Source organism: Arthrobacter sp. Bz4, assembly GCF_003075455.1.
Lineage (GTDB): Bacteria > Actinomycetota > Actinomycetes > Actinomycetales > Micrococcaceae > Arthrobacter_D.
In genome coordinates this window covers 135,903-152,473 of record NZ_QDAE01000003.1, presented here as the reverse complement: position 1 = coordinate 152,473, position 16,571 = coordinate 135,903, and the positions used below count along the sequence as shown (strand labels likewise).

The following is a 16,571-nucleotide window of genomic DNA, read 5'->3' as shown; positions in this document are numbered from 1 at the left end:
GATCAGCATGCTTCAAGTATATGGTCCGGATGGAGATTCGGCAGGGATGGTGGCGCTCACCCGGCTCCTGGTTCAGGCGACAGCCCACGCAACCCTGTTGCGCCCAAGGTTCTTCGCCTGATACAGCGCGGTATCGGCCCGGCCGAGGAGCAGCGACGCGCTGTCCTGATCCTCGGACAGGGCCGCCCCCACCGAGCGGGTCACCTGCAGATCAAGCGCTGCTGCCCGGAGACGTTCAAGGATGTCGTCTGCCTCGCTCGCGGAACAACCGGGTAATAGAACGACAAACTCGTCGCCGCCGATCCTCCCCAGGGTGTCACCGGACCTCAGTACCCTCTGCCAGGCGCCCGCAAGTTCCTCCAATAGCCGGTCGCCTGCCGCGTGACCCTGACGATCGTTCACGCTCTTGAAATGATCGACGTCGATCAGTCCCGCGACCAGCCTCTTGCCAGTTGGATCGTCCCCGCTCAGAGCCGCTTGAAGGATCCGGTCCAGGCCTCGACGGTTCATAACAAGGGTCAGCGGGTCAATCTCGCTGTGTTCACGGGCCTGGGATAGCCACATGATGACACCACCGGTGGTGGTAACGACGGTGAAAAGTGCGATCGGTTCAAAGGCGGTCAACTGGTGGGTGGATTGCTCCTGGGGGAGCACTGCGACGCTGAGGTAGGCGACGGCGGCGAATCCGATCTCCACGGCGGCCACCAGCGGATTCAGGAACAGCAGCGCAAAGATGATCACCCAGAGGTAAAAAAAGCTGAATGACACTGTCACCGAAGTACTGCCGCCGGTAGCGGTCAGCGCGGTGATGACCGCTGTGCCAGCAGCCAACAGCCACGGCAGAAGCGCCAGCGGAGTCCGGTGCCGCAGCTTGTAGACGGGTAGACCGATCACGATGAGGAACACTCCCAGTCCGATCAGAAGGCGATCATTCAACGTGCTCGGGTGGGGGAAAACCAGGACGAGGAGCATCGCCACGCCACCCACCAGATAGAACAGGGCCATGGCGGAGACAGCCACCTCCCTCGGGTAGGGGAAGGGCCGTGTTCGGCGCAACCAGTTCAGGAGGCTCGCGAAAGCAGCAGGAGAGTTGGTGCGTGGGGGTGTGTACATGGCTGAGACCTTGCTGTTCAGTAGCCCATCTGCTGGCGAACCGCTCAGAGCAGCAAGGGCGCTTATGGCCAACCTACAGCAGAAGAAAACGTTGGTTCATCCAATGCGGGTGATGTGGTTACCTCTGCGCAGGGGCACAGTGCTGAGGTACAAGCATCGGGACCCCACCGCAGGTCCTGAAAACCCGCGCACGTCGCTGAAGGAGTAAAAGTGGAAATCCTTTCAACAATCTGGGACTTCTTTTGGCTACTGATCTGGATCTATGCCGTAATCGCCTTCCTGACCCTGTTGTTCTCGGTTGTGGCAGATCTGTTCCGCGACGAGACCCTGTCCGGTTGGCTCAAAGCGGTATGGCTTGTTTTCCTGGTGTTTGTCCCGTTCATTTCGATCCTCGTCTACCTGATCACACGGGGAGACGGGATGGCGGACCGGGGCCAGCGACTGGTCACCGAACGCAGGGAGGCGCAAGCCGAGTACATCCGGTCGGCCGCCGGTTCCAGCATCAGCGACGAGATTTCCAAGGCCCACGCTCTCCTCGATGCGGGAACCATCAGCGCCGAGGAATACGAGCTCATCAAACAGCGGACGCTAGCCCGGTAACGCACTCGCGGTGCCAGTCAACATGCGACGCTCAACGGGCGTCACCTTCTCTAGGGAGTAGTTATGGATTTCTGGAACAGTTTTTGGAGCATCTTCTGGTTCCTTTTCTGGATCTACGCGGTGCTGGCTTTTGTCACAATTCTGTTCTCAGTCATCGCTGATCTTTTCCGGGACAAGACCCTCAAAGGATGGCATAAGGCAGCCTGGCTGGTCGGCCTCATTTTCTTGCCTTTCCTGTCGATCCTCGTGTATCTCATCGCCCGCGGCGACGGCATGACGGCTCGGAACGAACAGCAGGCAGTCGCCCGGCATGACGCCCAGTCCGCGTATATCCGGTCGGTGTCCGGTGTCAGTCTCAGTGACGAAATCAATAAGGCGAGGGCACTCCTCGATGCGGGGACCATCACCGATGAGGAGTACACCCTGATCAAGCAGAAGGCGCTGAGCGCCTAGTCGTGGAACCGGTCCTGTCAGGGTCAGTCACTTCAGTAGTCCTCGGAGAACCGGTACATGAACGCGGCCATCGCGTCACGGTTCACTGGGGTGAGGGCACGGTAGGTTTTCGTGCCATTGGGTCCAGCCCAGCCGGTGCTGATGCCGGTGGATGCCAGCCAGGCCATCTCCAGATAGAACTTCTGGCTGGTATCCACATCGGCAAACGGTGATCTTGTTGGGGGAGTGAACGCCGGGCTGCCCGCCATGCGGTACATGAACGCGGCCATCGCGTCACGGTTCACTGCTGTCAGAGGCCGGTATGCTCGGGCCCCGTCAAATTCGGTCCACCCAGTGCTTATTCCGCTGGCCGCCATCCACGACATTTCCCGCTGGAACTTCATGCCCACCGGAACGTCACTGAATGGCTGCGGATTAACGGCCGGTGCTACCGCTTTCACTGCCGCCGCGGCATCAACCAGCCCTGTTCCGCAACCTCCGGTGTAGCAAACTCCAGGGAATGGGCGGGAGGTCGCCTTGAGCTGTGCCTCGACCTGCGCCGGGGTAAGCGACGGATCAACCGACAGCATCAGCGCCGCGGCGCCCGCCACATGGGGCGTCGCCATCGAGGTCCCCTGTAGATAGCCGTAGCTCTCGGTCTCCGGGCCGGCGGCTCCGCTGTTCAGGGTGGACAGGATTGCGCTGGAGCGGCCGGTCGACGCATCGCCGCCGGGAGCGCTTACATCGACTTCGGGCCCGTGGTTCGAGTAGTTGGCCTTGTTTCCCTCACGACCGGTGGCCCCGACCACAACTACGTTGTTGCAGTTCGCTGGCGTCGTGTATTTTGCGAAGGTGTTTTCATTGCCCGCGGCGGTTATCACGACGGCGTTCTGGCTGTTTGCGTAGTTGATGGCGGTCTGGAAGGTTGTCCCGCAAGTGCCGGCGCCGCCGAGGCTGAGATTGATGACCTTCGCCGGGGTGGGGTTCAGGGGGAGGCCTGGCACGCTGCCGCCGGCGGCCCAGAGGGTGGCGGCAGCAACATCGCTGGTGTACCCACCGCAGGCTCCAAGAGCGCGGATTGGCTGAATCTGTGAGTCGTAGGCGACGCCGGCAATGCCCTGGGAGTTGTTCGCTACGGCGCCAATCGTTCCGGCTACGTGGGTTCCGTGCCAGGACGACGGATCGGAATTGCACTGGTCGCCTTCATCGGTCGGGTCTGAATCACGGCCGTCATTATCACCGGCGATCTGTGGGCTGGTGATGAAGTCGTAGCCGGGAATGATGTTCCCAGCCAAATCGCTATGTTCCGTAATCCCGGTGTCAATGACAGCCACCGTCACCCCCGCACCAGTTGACCGCTCCCAGGCCGAATCGACGCGCATCCCCGCCTCCGCCTCGAACAGGTTCCACTGGGAGTCGTACAGGTCATCGTCCGGGGCGATCGCCGTCGGCTGCATGAAAACATCGACCTCGGCGTATTCGACATCCCCGCGCGATTCCAGAGCGGCGACGACGCCGTCCGATTGTTCGGCAGTCAGGTCCTCTGTCGCTTCCACCACCGTTGCACCATCGACGGTGACGCCTACCTCGGTGACCGGTATCCCGAGACTGTTGACGGTGTTCTGGTAGGTCCTACCCCGTTCGCTGGTGCCGTCGCCGTTGCCGTCGAACTTCACAATGAAGCGGTCAGCAGGATGGTCTGCGGGATTGGTGTCCGTAGTCAGCGCCTCGGCAACCCCAGCGGTTTTGTCGGACTGTTGCCCAGCGAAGGCGGGCAGCGCCGTGATCGACCCGGCCAGCAGGGCTGCAGCAGCAGCGGAAGCGATTGATCGAGTCAGCCAGGAACTTTTCGGATGCCGGGGACTGGGGCCAAACGTCATAACAAGTTCCTTGAGAGCGAGGTCAAGGGACCACCATGACATCCCCCACCGGAATCATACAACCGGTCAGCGTTCCACTTCCCAGCCCCACCCCAACCCGGATCGAGTCAACACAAATAGCCACATTCCGGCACCAAACCTGCCATATGTGTTGACTCGATCCAAAGCGAGGAGGGGGGAGGTCATCCGATCGGACTAGGCCGTGCGGGGGAGTCGGGGCGCACCACCCGCTGACTAAACTGGCACTCATGATGGATCCCGCGCGCCCTGCTCCCGGAAGGCCGGACCGGTGAACCTCCTCGCCCGGCTGAAATCCCAGACGGTCGGGGACCACGACAACAACTGGGAACGCCCCGGTCCCACAAAGGATGAGCTCCGCAGGGACGTCATCGGCGTCGTCATCTTCGCGCTGGTCAGCGCGTTCGCCCTGGAACTGACCCGCGGCTTTGGGATGGTGGAGGAGGACAACCACCCGGTATGGGTCCAGCACGGAGTGCTGGCACTGATGATCGTTCCCCTGGTGCTCCGGCGCAAATACCCGGTCCTGGTGATGCTGGCGATGTCAGCCCTCTTCATCGGGCTGAGCCTGCTGTCACCCCTGGTGTCGCTTCAGCTCTCGTACCAGGTGGCGTATTTCGCCTCCCTGTATTCGGCTATTGCGTGGGCCAAGGACCGTCGGATGTTGTGGCTGGGCATCGCGGTGGTGGTGGCGGCGATGGCCCTGTGGCTCATCCTCGCCCTGACGGTGGCCAACACCTTCGACGGTGTCCTGGCGCAGAGTGAAGACAACCCTGATTTCGTTGGCGGGATCCTCGATCCGTTGGCATCGGTGGCGCTTTACAACTTTCTGGTGAACTTCGCTTACTTTGGCGGCGCCATCCTGGCCGGAATGACCTCGTGGCGCAACGCCTTGCAGCGAACCCAGCTCGCCGAACAGGCCGCGGAGATCACCCGTCAGGCCGACGAGCTGGCGAGGCGTGCGGTGGTGGAGGAACGGCTGCGAATCGCGCGTGAACTGCACGACGTCGTCGCGCACCACGTCTCGGTGATCGGCGTTCAGGCGGGTGCGGCACGCCGGGTTATCGAGAAGCGGCCGGAGGTCGCCGTCGAATCACTGCGCACCATCGAGCAAGCGAGCCGGCAAGCAGTGACGGATATGCGGAACCTCCTTGGCGTGCTCCGATCCGAGAGCACCGATCTCGGCGACACCGACGACGGCGGGCGGCGCCCCGAACCCGGCCTGGACGATCTGGAAGCACTGGCCCGCCAGCATCGGGAGCTTGGGCTGACCGTCAAGTTTGGCATGGTGGAAGACATCCCCGGCGCACTGGCCAGAGTTTCGGCACCACTGGCCCTTTCGCTATTCCGGACGGCCCAGGAATCGCTCACCAACGTGCGGCGCCATTCGACCGCCGGTTCCGCGGTGATGACGCTGCGGACCGGACTCGTCGGCGACCAGCGGTGGGTCGAGCTCGAAACAGTGGACAATGGGATGCCGCGTCCCAAATCCGAGCCAGGGTCCGGGTTTGGTCTGCAGGGCATCCGAGAACGGGTGGCACTGCACCGGGGCACTGCCGAAATTGGACCACGCTCCGAAGGCGGCTGGCGTGTCCGTGCCAGGTTCCTCGTTCACTAACCCAGAAAGACATTCCATGGATTCGATCCGCGTTCTGCTTGCCGATGACCAGGCCCTGGTTCGGGCAGGCTTCGCCACCATGCTCTCCATCGAGGAGGACATTGAGGTGGTCGGTCAGGTCACCAACGGTCAGGAGGCGGTTGATTTCGCCCACCGGCACGAGGTCGATGTGATCCTGATGGACGTGCAGATGCCACTCATGGATGGCATCCAGGCTACCGAGCTGATCACCCGGGCCGGCCGCGGGAAAGTCATCATCCTGACTACCTTCGAACGCGATGACTATCTCTTTGACGCTATCCGCAGTGGTGCCAGCGGGTTTCTCCTGAAGAACGCCGATCCTGACGATTTGATCGCCGCGGTGCAGGCGGTTGCCGGCGGGTACGCACTGCTCGCACCCGAGGTGACCGTTCGTGTGATCGAACGCTTCGCCAGGTCCCTCGAGGTTGCGGGGGAGACCACCCCCGGTGCCCAGCCCAGCGCTGAACTCCGCAAACGGCTTGACTCGCTGACCCAGCGGGAGAAGGAAATTCTCTCCAGCCTGGCGACCGGTCTCAGCAATGCCGAACTGGCCGGTAGGTTCTTTCTGGCGGAGGCCACCGTCAAGTCGCATGTGTCATCGTTGCTGGCGAAGGTGCAGGTTCGGGACCGGGTGCAGGCCGTGGTCTTCGCCTACGAAAGTGGTCTCATCCGTCCGGGGGAGTAGCAGGTTCAGCCTTTTGACTCATCCCCCGGGCGGGGGCGTTGCCTAGGGTTGATTCCAGGGAAATCTACAGGAGGACACCACATGCTGCAGGTCCAGAACCTCACGCGACGATTCGGTGAGAATACCGCTGTCGACGACGTCAGCTTCACCATCCCGTCCGGTCAGATGACCGGATTTGTTGGCGCCAACGGTGCCGGTAAAACCACCACTATGCGGATGATCATGGGGGTGCTCACATCGCATGGTGGGCAGGTGCTGATGGACGGCCGACCCATTACAGCCGACGACCGGTCAACCTTTGGTTACATGCCCGAAGAGCGGGGACTGTACCCGAAGCAGCCCATTCTCGATCAGCTGGTCTACCTCGGCCAACTGCATCGGATGACGGCCTCCGACGCGCGGGCACAAGCGCAGGACCTGCTGGATCGGTTTCAGCTCGGCGGCCGCGGCAAGGACAAACTCGAATCGTTGTCCCTCGGGAACCAGCAGCGCGTCCAGATTGCCGCGTCGCTGCTTCACCGGCCCACGGTTCTGATCCTCGATGAGCCGTTTTCCGGGCTGGACCCGGTAGCAGTCGACTCGATGGTCGAACTGTTGCGCGACCGGACAGCCGACGGAGTGCCGGTGCTGTTCTCCAGCCACCAGTTGGACCTGGTGGACCGGTTGTGCGACAACCTGGTGGTCCTGCGGCAAGGGCGCCTCGTAGCGTCCGGCTCCGGCGACGACCTCCGGGCAAAAGCACCCCGGCGCCACCGGATGACGGTCACCCCCGATGCCGGCTGGGTGCGTGAGGAAGCCGAGGTGCGGGTCATCGACGTCGCAGGACAGGACGCGGTGGTGGAATTCGACGACGACGACGCCGCGCAGCGCGTGCTCGCCTCAGCGATGACCCGCGGCAGTGTGCACGAATTCAGCCGGATCAGGCCCAGCCTGAGCGAAATCTACCGGGAGGTCTCCCAATGAGCACCGAAACGCCAGTCAAAGAGCGCGACGGCGGCGCGCCGTCGCCAGCATCGGGGCCCAGACCGCAGCCACCAGGAACCCAACCGCCCTGGCTGATCGTGACGCTGCGTGAGGTCATGATCAAGGCGAAGGATCGCAGCTATGCGATCAGCACGGTCGTCACGCTGGTGCTGATCGTCGCTGGCGTTGTGTTCAACGCCTTCATGATGAACCGCGGCGACGACTTCACGGTTGCCGTGCAGTCCGATTCAGCGGCCGCTGCCGTCGTCGAGCTCGCCGATCAGGCGGGCCAGGCCGACGACGGGAACGTCACCTTCACCGCCGTCGTCGCAGCGTCCGCGGATGCTGCCGTGGAACTGGTACGTGCCGAGGAAGCTGACGCTGCGTTGCTGCGGGAAACCGACGGTAGCTGGCAGCTCACGGGAAAGACCGAGGTCGATTCGGGGATCAGCCAGCAGATTGACGAGTCGCTCAACGAGTATGTGTTGGGCCAGAACGCCGCTGCGGCAGGAACCACGGCGGAGCAGCTGCTATCGGGGGCCGACCTGGAACAATCCCTACTGGAAGGCAGCGAAGAAAACCAGTTGCTCGCTACGATCGCCGGATTCGTCTTCAGCTTCCTGTTCTATATGGCATCAATCATCTTCGCATGGCCATTGCCAACTCGGTGGTCGAGGAAAAACAGAACCGGGTGGTGGAAATCCTGGCTACCGCAATCCCGATCCGCCAACTGCTCTACGGCAAGGTGTTGGGCAACACCATCCTGGCCATGGTCCAGCTAGCCCTCTACGGCGGTGCTGCCCTGCTGGCCCTGAACCTGACTGACACAGCCGATCTGGTGGGAAGTATCATTCCGGCTTCGGGCTGGTTCCTGGTGTTCTTCCTCTTCGGATTTCTGATCCTCGCCGCGATCTGGGCTGTTCTCGGGTCGCTGGCGAGCAGGCCGGAGGATCTGAACAATAATTCGACGCCGGTGATGGCCCTGATCTTTGCGGCTCTCTTTGTCGGATTGTTCGCCTCCGGCCAACTCCTGGTGGTGGCTTCCTACCTCCCCGTGGTGTCATCGGTGGCGATGCCGATCCGGGTACTGAACTCGCCGGTGGCTCTCTGGGAGCCACTCCTATCACTGGTGATCGCCTTGGCGGCAGCCGTTGCCTTGCTGCACGTCGGCGAGAAGATCTACCGACGTGCAGTCATGCAGGGTGGTGGGGCGCTGAGCTTACGGAAAGCAATCAAGCTGGAGCAGTAGCATCCCGAGGGGAGCCGGCGGTGTCTCCACCTGGGCGGTTTACGGCGCCCAGGTGGAGACAACCTCAATGAGGGCAAACCGCTTGGCTGCCTCCGACTCCTCGAAACCAAGACCCGTAGGAATGGCCATGAGGCCGTAATCGCCGGGCGCGAGATCTGGTGCCAGGCTGATCTGGAAGGTGTAATTGCCGTTGGCGTCGGCATACACAAGGGGGTATCCGATCAGCGACGAATCGGTTTGGGCGGGTCCGAAGTTCATCTGGATTTCCGCACCGGGTGCATAGCCGGAGCCGACGACGTTCCAGGTGGTTCCGACATGGCGGACCACCCGTAGCCCATCCCAGGTGGAGACCAGTTCGAGGTCATCGTAAGAACCCGACAACCCGGGAATCGGAGGTTCGGACGTTTCGGTGATTGGCGCTTCTGTCGGCGCTGTGACATTGGTAGCGTCCTCGGTCGGTTCGGGCGCCGGTGCTGTTGACGGTTCGGCGCCCGGTACGGGACCAGCCGATTCGGGAGCGTCAGGAGTTTCCGCAGGCGACGACGAACCCTCAGCGGTCGGCGTGGGGGTGGCCGACGACGTGGTGGCGGGGGAGGCGCTCGACTCTGAACTGGTCACCTCCGCCGAGGGCTCAGTGTTGGAAACGCAGCCGGCAAGGAGCAGGGCTGCGATGGGGAGGGCAAGAAGGGGCGAGAACTTCTTCACGGGCTGTGCTTTCGTAAGGATTGGTCGGTAGATAGCTTGGACACTACCGATGCGGCGCGCCAACCGACAGCACGACTTGGTTACGTGAGCCAACCGTTATACAACGTCCTGGTGCCTCGTGGTGTGCTCCTACCCGTTGCGGATCAGTTGCTCAGGAATGTTCAGCTCGATATCAGCCAGGGATCCTATCTGCATGGCGCTGTCTACGCGACACACAGGCAGAAGGGGTGGCTCGCCGGATCAAGGAAGACCCGGAAGGTTTCACCGGGCTGGACTGCGGCCTTGGTGCCGCCGAGGCCGAGGACCACAGCCTCGCCTTCGTCCAGGTTTTCAACCATCAGGTCGAAGTGCATCTGCTGTGGGCTGCCCTGGTCCGGCCAGGCAGGAGGTCGGTAATCTGCCACCTGCTGAAATGAGATGCAGTTACTCCCGTCGTCGGGGCGGATATCCGCCCAACCGTCGTCGGCATCCACTTTCCACCCGAGCAGTGCCCCGTAGAAGGTTGCGAGGGACGCCGCATCGGGGCAGTCAATGACGACACTGGGATAGCGAGCGATGGCCATGCCGGAAGCTTACTGCCGCACCTGGCCAAATTGAAGAGGCAAGCCCGGTGGGTGAACGGATTCACAATGTTCAAGAACGTGGTGCTTACCGCCTCGCCGGCCTAGCAGCGGAGCCGGTCAGCTGTTCCCCAACGACTTCAGGGCACGCCCCGAGGAGCCGCCCAAATTCCAGTCAGTGGTCAACTGCTCGATCCGGTCCAGATGACCTGCATCGAGGGGCTGGATTCTCGCATTCAATTCCCCGAGGTCGAGGTCGCGGACTACGTTGACCACTGTGGGGGCCACCGACAGGTAATCGGCTGCCTTGACAATTTTGGCCCGCATGGAGGCGGACATGGAGGAACCAGGGTCGTTGGCAGCTGCAACAATTCCGTCCAGGTCTACGAACTCCTGCAGCAGGCTGGCGGCAGTCTTATCGCCAATTCCCGGCACCCCGGGCAGGCCATCGGAAGTATCCCCCCGCAATGCAGCGAAATCCGCGTACTGACCCGGCAGCACCTTATATTTGCTGACAACCGTGGCGTCAGTCAGGACTTCCAGTTTGCTCATGCCACGGGCGGTGTAGATCACCCGAACGTCGTGGCTATCGTCGACCAACTGAAAGAGGTCCCGGTCACCGGTGACGATGTCCACGGGGAACTCGGCCTGGGCTGCCAGACTGCCGATGACGTCGTCGGCCTCGTGCTCGGCAGCTCCAACCAGCGTAATTCCGAAGGCGGCCAGGGCGTCACGAATCATTGGCACCTGGGCCACCAGCCCTTCCGGTACTTCCTCGATGTCGACGCCGACGGCCACCGCGGTGACCATCCGGTGGGCCTTGTAGCTCGGGATGAGATCGACCCGCCAGGCGGGGCGCCAATCGTCGTCCCAGCAAGCGACCAGGTGGGTCGGCTCATAGTCAGCGACAAGCCGAGCGATCATATCCAGCAGGCCGCGCACGGCGTTGACCGGAGTTCCGTCGGGAGCCCTCAGGGAATCGGGCAATCCGTAAAACGCGCGGAAGTAGAGGGACGCGGTGTCAAGGAGCATCAGTCGGTTAGCCACACCGTGATCCTCTCACGAGAGGGCTCAAAGACAAGGTCAAGAATGCCGGCGAAAATTTCCTCCATGGTCCCCACGTCCTCAGTACTATGTGCGGAGGACCAAGATGGTACTTCATCGGAAAAGCGCGAAAACTGCTGAATGGAGCCAGCTATGGTGACCAGAAAAAGGCAAACCAGCGTTAACCTGCCGCAGGGCGCGATGATGCGCGCGATGGTGCAGCGGGGGTACGGGGCTGCCTCTGTGCTGACCCTCGAACAAATTCCGCGCCCTGCACCGGCACCTCACCAGGTGCTTGTCCAGGTGCGTTCCGCCGGTCTCGACAGGGGAGCGTGGCACATCATGACCGGCAAGCCTTACCTGCTCCGCCTCGTCTTCGGACTGCGCACACCCCGTCAGCCAGTTTCCGGTCAGGAGTTGGCGGGCACCGTCGTCGACGTCGGTACAGGCGTCCGGGGGTTTCGGATCGGGGACGAAGTGTTCGGGATCGGCGCGGGTGCGTTCGCCGAATACGCTGTGGCCCGGGAGGACAAGCTCGCGCATAAGCCGCCAGGCGTGTCCTCCGAGAGTGCCTCGATAGTTCCCGTGTCAGCTGTGACAGCGCTGCAGGCCCTGCGGGAGATGGGCCGGGTCAAAGCCGGACAGTCAGTTCTGGTAATCGGCGCCTCAGGTGGGGTGGGCAGCTATGCCGTCCAGTTGGCGAAGCATTTCGGGGCCAAGACCACCGGGGTGTGTAGCACTCAGAAGCTGGATTTTGTCAGGTCCCTGGGGGCAGACCAGGTCGTCGACTACACCACTGAAGACTACTCACATGCGGGACGGAATTACGATTTGATCCTGGACATAGGAGGCAACTCCTCACTGCACCGCCTTCGAGGGGCGCTGAGATCCAAAGGAACAGCTGTCATTATCGGAGGTGAAGGCGCTGGCGACTGGATTGGTATCGGGCGCCAGCTACGGGCAGTCCTGATGTCTCCCTTTATCAGCCAAAACCTCAGGATGTTTGTCGCCAAGGAGCGCTCCGCTGATCTGGAGTTGCTGGGAGGCCTGGTCGAGGCAGGCGTCATCACTCCGCAGCTTGGCGGTACCTATCCGCTGGACCAGACTCCGCAGGCTATGCGTCGGTTGGAAGAGGGGGCGGTGAGTGGGAAGCTCGCAGTCCGTGTGTAACGTTGCGAATTACTGTTCTTCAGCGGGGGGATTATTCCGCCCGCCCGATGAGTAACGGCGCATCATCCGCCGTGCCGGGCCCGCCCAGGAAAGTAAAAGAATAATGGTGAAGAAGTTATTCATCATTCCGCCCAGCAAGTTCACTGGCATCACCTGGGTGAGAAGCAGGACAATCATCCCCGCACCCAAGACCATTTTCGCGATGTGCAGGGCTCGGCTATTCACCGGCACCGGCCACGGGTGGAGGTCGACGGTCGACGAGTCGTTCCGCTTACTTTTGGACATCTGTGCCCCGCCCCTTTCGTCAGCATCAAGAATACCCTGTGACCCACGGCAACGTCTCCGCAGGGTGCCCGAACCTGCGGGCAGGCGGAAGCGTTTCTAGCGTATTCTCAGAGAGATTATTGCCGGAATAGCTGGTCTCATTTAGAAGGAACTGAATTTTATGGCTGAACATTCCGGCCCTCGGGCGGGATTCCGTGGGCGTTTCCTGGCGGCTACGGCAACGATGGCGGCAGTGATGCTTGCGTTGGCAGGCTGCGGGGGTGTCCCGCCTGCTTCGGCTCCCGAAGCTTTGAACGTTGTTCACGCGGCAAATGTGTCCACTAAGGGCGCGGGGTGGCTGCACACTGACGGCGGAACAATTCGCGACGCGGCAAACAAGCCCTATGTCATCAGGGCGGCCAATTGGTTTGGCCTGGAGACGCCCGACTGCGTCCCCCACGGACTGTGGACCATCAATCTCAATGACGGGCTCCGGCAGATAAAGTCGATGGGCTTCAACACCATTCGACTGCCGTACTCCAACCAGTGCATCACCACCGGCAAAGTCAGCTCTGACACCAACTTCTACGCCAACCCGGAGTTGGCGAAAAAGACCCCACAGCAGGTGATGGACCTTTTCATCGCCAAGTCCAAGGCTTTGGGACTAAACGTCATTCTTGACCGACACCGCCCGTCCTCGGCCGCTCAGTCAGAGCTTTGGTACACCCCCCAGTACAGCGAGGCGCAGTGGATCGCCGACTGGAAGAAGCTCGCCACCCGGTACAAAAACGAACCCACAGTGATCGGCTTCGACCTTCACAACGAGCCCCACGGCGTAGCACGTTGGGGCGGCTCGAACCCCGCACATGACTGGCACGCTGCCGCGACCCGCGCTGGCAAGGCAGTTCAAACAGTGAACTCCAAGCTCCTGATCATCGTTGAAGGCGTCGAGGCCCAGGGCAACGGCTCCTGGACCTGGTGGGGCGGCGGCCTCGCAGATGTGGCCAAGAAACCCGTAAAGCTGACGGTACCCAACCAGGTGGTCTATTCACCGCACGATTACCCGGCATCGGTATATCCGCAAAAATGGTTCTCGGCATCCAATTACCCCGCGAATCTGCCGGGAATTTGGGACGCCAACTGGGGCTATATTTCCAAGAACGGGATAGCGCCTGTCCTGGTCGGAGAATTCGGTTCAAAATTGGAAACCACCTCTGACAAGCAGTGGATGGGTAAGCTCGTGAGCTATTTGGCAGCGAACGGAACAAGCTTCGCCTACTGGTCGTTCAATCCCAACAGTTCCGACACTGGCGGACTACTAAAGTCGGATTGGCGTACCCCGGAAACCGCCAAACTTGCCGCGCTGAAGCCCATCCTTCGGCCCGTGGCGGTGCCCACACCTACCCAGTCGGCCGCGCCTGCGCCAACGTCGAAGCCGGCCCCTGCCCCTACACCCAGCAAGACGGCTACCCCGGTTCCGGGAACAGGATCGAGCGCGGTTGCCGCCAAGTGGTCGTTGCAGAGTTCGTGGAACGGGGGATATGTCGCCCAGATATCGGTCAGTGCTTCCAGAGCCGTGAACTCGTGGTCGGTGACGTTCACCGACCCCAACGTCATCAGTGTTGCCAACTCCTGGGGGATGAAGTGCACGTCGGTGACCAGGAAATCGGTGACCTGTGTCGGCTCGGACTGGACCAAAACCCTGCGAAAGGGTCAGACGGCAACGGTCGGTCTGCAAGTGAACGCACCCAAGCCGCCGGTCAAGCCGGTAGTCACGGTCAGCGCTAAGTAGCTGCCACGGGGACGTTGTCCCCGTCGGACTCCGGGCTGTTCCCGGGGTCCCCGTGGTCCTTCATCGCTGACCTCCGTAGCGCAAGCCAGAAAAGGTTGGCCTCCGCCGACCGCTCAACCTGAATGATTGAGTCAGCCAGCAGGGTGTCGGCCCAGTGCTGCACCAGGTCATGGTGGAAGACAAACTCCTCGAGAGCGTTTCGTTCGGGTAACGGCAACTTCGCTGTCTGCGGACCATGCGGCAACTGGTCGATTGCGGCAATGATCGATTCCAGGGTACGGCGGACCGTCTCCGGGCCGCGGGATTGCTCGGGAATCCGCCCAAGGTCTTTGGCTGAAGCAATTTCGGCGCGGAGCGACTGGGTGTATGCCACCCAGCCGCGGGCCTGGTCAGGGTGGACAGTCATCGTGCCGAGCGTTCCCGGCACGAGGGACCTGTCAAAGATGACGTAGCCACCCCGCCCATTGTGCTTCGCCGAATACATCGCCTGGTCCGCCTCCTGCAGGAGCGCTTCGCCCTCCGTGCCCGTTGAGCTGACAGCAAGGCCAACGCTGACGCTCATTTCCAGCTCGACGCCGGGCAGGCTGAAGGGTGGACTGACGGCGGCGAGGATGCGCCCGGCCATACCCGGGGCCTCCTCCCTGGTAGTGCCAGGGAGGAGCAGGGTGAATTCGTCGCCACCGTTGCGCGCTGCAGTGTCGCCGGCCCTGATGCAGGACCCCAATCGCTGCGCGAGCTCGACCAGGAGAGCATCTCCGGTGGCATGCCCATAGGAATCGTTGACTGGTTTGAAACCGTCTATGTCGACTGCGATCACCATGACCGACGCCCCGGTCCGCTGGCTCAGGCTGAGAGCCTGGTTGAGTCGATCGTGAAGGAGAGTTCGGTTGGCAAGGCCCGTCAGGGGGTCATGGAGGGCCTGGTCGGCGAGGCGATCCAGGAGAGTATTCTCTTCGCGTCTGGCGCGCTCATGGATGGTCCAGTGCACAATGCTGGTGACGCACATGGCCAGAAATAACGCGCTGTGAATCAGGGACCATGCCACCGGGCTGTCGGTGGCAGCCTGGTGGTTGTAAACCGCGGTAGGGGAATGCAGACCCATGAAGGCGTGATAACCGAGAACCAGAAGAGATGCTGTCGCCAGCGGGGCCCAATCCTCGTAGAGGGCGACCACCGGGACCAGAATGAAAAACAGAAAATGGGCTTCGATGGTGCCACTGATATGCACCACGAGGGCGGCGATCAGCATTAGGGAGGCGGAGCTCAGCGACGCACTGAACCTCCGACCGATGGGAGCCTTCCACGCCACCAGGGCCACAGCCACCGGCGGAACCCCGAGCGATAAAGCCATCCACGGGGAGGTCCCCAGACCGAGGGCGAATACGGTGACCATCCCGGATGCCACCAGCGCGAAAAGGACGATTAACCGGTGTCGGGAGTTCCATGCGGGATCAGGGAGTCGCGAACCACGCGGAAATGCAGCGAGAACAGACTTCCCCCACCGAAATATCACCGAGATGCTCCCGAATCTGTTGAGGAGCGCACCACGCGCCCGCGCCACGATCAGTGTGGCATCCCTACGGTAGCCCCAATTCGGTCATCTTACGTATATCCCACCCGATACAGCGGAAAAATTGCGGAGAAGCAGCCAGCCGGGCCGCGAACAAGCTGATGATGCTAGGCGATTCCTGGACCCATCTCCCCCGAGAGTGAAATCCATGCAGCGACGAGCGATCCGGCAATGACAGCCGCGAACAACAGCAGCCAAACCGGCGATGGGACGCCGGTGCTGCGATAGAGCAGGTAAGCATCGGAGGACTGGAGCTCCCGACGCCGTCGCAGATGGACCGCGAGCACCTTGCCAAGATCACGGACCGAACCAACCAGCAAGGCCAGACCAAGGGCAACCACCACGTGCCCGGTCAGTTCCTCAGGCACTGCCAGGACCAGCACCATCGAAAGACTGACTGTCACCAGAAGAATCAGTACACCGCCAGCATTGCGGATGAACGCCAGGGCCGCCAGGAGGATCAATGCGCCGGTCGACAGGGCCGCCGGACCCCAGCCGTTCACCCCGGCCCAGGTCAGGGCCGCCCCGAGTGCAGCCGGCGTCGGATACCCCCAGAAGCCGGACCAGGCGGACCGCCACCCCGGCCGGCCGATCGTCGTCGTCGTGCCCGCATGGTCCATGGTGAGGGTGATTCCTTTGAGGACACGACCCGTCATGAGGGCGGCGAACGCATGGCCGAGTTCATGCACGATGGTGGTGAACAAGCCGAAATACCGCCAGGTTGCCCGGGGGAGTGAGAGAAGCGCGGCAGCGATCACCATGATGAGCAGCTCAACACCGGTGATCTCCGGAGGCGCGGCCCGGGCGAATCCGCCCAGGAGTTGGTACCACCACGTCTCGATCATTGCACCACCCTACTGAACGAAAATGGGTACGCCGGCGTGAAA

The 16,571-nt window shown here is 62.0% G+C and carries 17 protein-coding genes; 9 read left to right on the top strand and 8 right to left on the bottom strand.

The window, feature by feature from the left end; translation table 11 throughout:
- Positions 1–72: 72 nt before the first annotated feature.
- A complete protein-coding gene (locus DDA93_RS03930; protein ID WP_084442934.1) occupies positions 73–1,113 on the bottom strand; it encodes a GGDEF domain-containing protein in 1,041 nt (346 codons plus the stop codon).
- Positions 1,114–1,323: 210 nt separating this feature from the next.
- Here DDA93_RS03930 and DDA93_RS03920 point away from each other — a divergent pair, with 210 nt between their 5' ends.
- Together DDA93_RS03920 and DDA93_RS03915 are read left to right on the top strand one after the other, a co-directional pair.
- The gene (locus tag DDA93_RS03920; RefSeq protein WP_024477430.1) at positions 1,324–1,713 is read left to right on the top strand and encodes a membrane protein; all 390 of its coding nucleotides are present in this window, start codon (positions 1,324–1,326) and stop codon (positions 1,711–1,713) included.
- 63 nt (positions 1,714–1,776) lie between these two features.
- Positions 1,777–2,166, top strand: coding sequence for an SHOCT domain-containing protein (locus DDA93_RS03915; RefSeq protein ID WP_024477429.1), 390 nt, complete (start codon positions 1,777–1,779; stop codon positions 2,164–2,166).
- Positions 2,167–2,198: 32 nt separating this feature from the next.
- Here the strand turns inward: DDA93_RS03915 and DDA93_RS16645 are convergent, their stop codons facing one another.
- On the bottom strand, positions 2,199–4,025 hold the full coding sequence (locus tag DDA93_RS16645; protein ID WP_243400502.1) for a S8 family peptidase: 1,827 nt from the start codon (positions 4,023–4,025) through the stop codon (positions 2,199–2,201).
- A gap of 289 nt (positions 4,026–4,314) precedes the next feature.
- Between DDA93_RS16645 and DDA93_RS03905 the strand changes: the two genes are divergently transcribed.
- The 5 genes from DDA93_RS03905 to DDA93_RS16635 all read left to right on the top strand — a co-directional run bounded on the left by DDA93_RS03905 (position 4,315) and on the right by DDA93_RS16635 (position 8,579).
- Positions 4,315–5,661: a histidine kinase gene (locus tag DDA93_RS03905; RefSeq protein WP_019482511.1), complete on the top strand. Its 1,347-nt coding sequence runs from the start codon at positions 4,315–4,317 to the stop codon at positions 5,659–5,661.
- Positions 5,662–5,677: 16 nt separating this feature from the next.
- Positions 5,678–6,367: a response regulator transcription factor gene (locus DDA93_RS03900; RefSeq protein WP_019482510.1), complete on the top strand. Its 690-nt coding sequence runs from the start codon at positions 5,678–5,680 to the stop codon at positions 6,365–6,367.
- An 81-nt stretch (positions 6,368–6,448) separates the two neighbouring features.
- The gene (locus DDA93_RS03895; protein WP_019482509.1) at positions 6,449–7,330 is read left to right on the top strand and encodes an ATP-binding cassette domain-containing protein; all 882 of its coding nucleotides are present in this window, start codon (positions 6,449–6,451) and stop codon (positions 7,328–7,330) included.
- Positions 7,327–8,112: an ABC transporter permease gene (locus DDA93_RS16640; RefSeq protein WP_243400501.1), complete on the top strand. Its 786-nt coding sequence runs from the start codon at positions 7,327–7,329 to the stop codon at positions 8,110–8,112. The genes DDA93_RS03895 and DDA93_RS16640 overlap by 4 nt, the downstream gene beginning before the upstream one ends.
- On the top strand, positions 7,998–8,579 hold the full coding sequence (locus tag DDA93_RS16635) for an ABC transporter permease (RefSeq protein WP_243400507.1): 582 nt from the start codon (positions 7,998–8,000) through the stop codon (positions 8,577–8,579). Before DDA93_RS16640 ends, DDA93_RS16635 begins: the two co-directional genes overlap by 115 nt.
- Positions 8,580–8,618: 39 nt before the next feature.
- Here DDA93_RS16635 and DDA93_RS03885 read toward each other — a convergent pair whose 3' ends face one another.
- The 3 genes from DDA93_RS03885 to DDA93_RS03875 all read right to left on the bottom strand — a co-directional run bounded on the left by DDA93_RS03885 (position 8,619) and on the right by DDA93_RS03875 (position 10,891).
- A complete protein-coding gene (locus DDA93_RS03885; RefSeq protein WP_024477427.1) occupies positions 8,619–9,284 on the bottom strand; it encodes a hypothetical protein in 666 nt (221 codons plus the stop codon).
- 203 nt (positions 9,285–9,487) lie between these two features.
- Positions 9,488–9,847, bottom strand: a complete 360-nt coding sequence (locus DDA93_RS03880; RefSeq protein WP_019482507.1) for a VOC family protein — start codon at positions 9,845–9,847, stop codon at positions 9,488–9,490.
- Between the two features lie 117 nt (positions 9,848–9,964).
- The gene (locus DDA93_RS03875; protein ID WP_024477426.1) at positions 9,965–10,891 is read right to left on the bottom strand and encodes a 5'-3' exonuclease; all 927 of its coding nucleotides are present in this window, start codon (positions 10,889–10,891) and stop codon (positions 9,965–9,967) included.
- Between the two features lie 150 nt (positions 10,892–11,041).
- Between DDA93_RS03875 and DDA93_RS03870 the strand changes: the two genes are divergently transcribed.
- Positions 11,042–12,058: an NAD(P)-dependent alcohol dehydrogenase gene (locus DDA93_RS03870; RefSeq protein ID WP_237715258.1), complete on the top strand. Its 1,017-nt coding sequence runs from the start codon at positions 11,042–11,044 to the stop codon at positions 12,056–12,058.
- 9 nt (positions 12,059–12,067) lie between these two features.
- Here DDA93_RS03870 and DDA93_RS03865 read toward each other — a convergent pair whose 3' ends face one another.
- On the bottom strand, positions 12,068–12,343 hold the full coding sequence (locus DDA93_RS03865; RefSeq protein ID WP_019482503.1) for a hypothetical protein: 276 nt from the start codon (positions 12,341–12,343) through the stop codon (positions 12,068–12,070).
- 160 nt (positions 12,344–12,503) lie between these two features.
- On the opposite strand from DDA93_RS03865, the gene DDA93_RS03860 reads away from it, so the two are divergent.
- Complete coding sequence (locus DDA93_RS03860) at positions 12,504–14,114, top strand: cellulase family glycosylhydrolase (RefSeq protein WP_116778114.1); 1,611 nt, start codon at positions 12,504–12,506, stop codon at positions 14,112–14,114.
- On the opposite strand, the gene DDA93_RS03855 is transcribed toward DDA93_RS03860, so the two are convergent.
- Together DDA93_RS03855 and DDA93_RS03850 are read right to left on the bottom strand one after the other, a co-directional pair.
- Positions 14,107–15,507: a GGDEF domain-containing protein gene (locus DDA93_RS03855; protein WP_019482501.1), complete on the bottom strand. Its 1,401-nt coding sequence runs from the start codon at positions 15,505–15,507 to the stop codon at positions 14,107–14,109. The two genes, DDA93_RS03860 and DDA93_RS03855, sit on opposite strands and share 8 nt — an antisense overlap.
- A 284-nt stretch (positions 15,508–15,791) precedes the next feature.
- Positions 15,792–16,529 (bottom strand): M50 family metallopeptidase, encoded by a 738-nt coding sequence (locus DDA93_RS03850; protein WP_024477423.1) that lies wholly within the window; start codon positions 16,527–16,529, stop codon positions 15,792–15,794.
- Positions 16,530–16,571 lie beyond the last annotated feature (42 nt).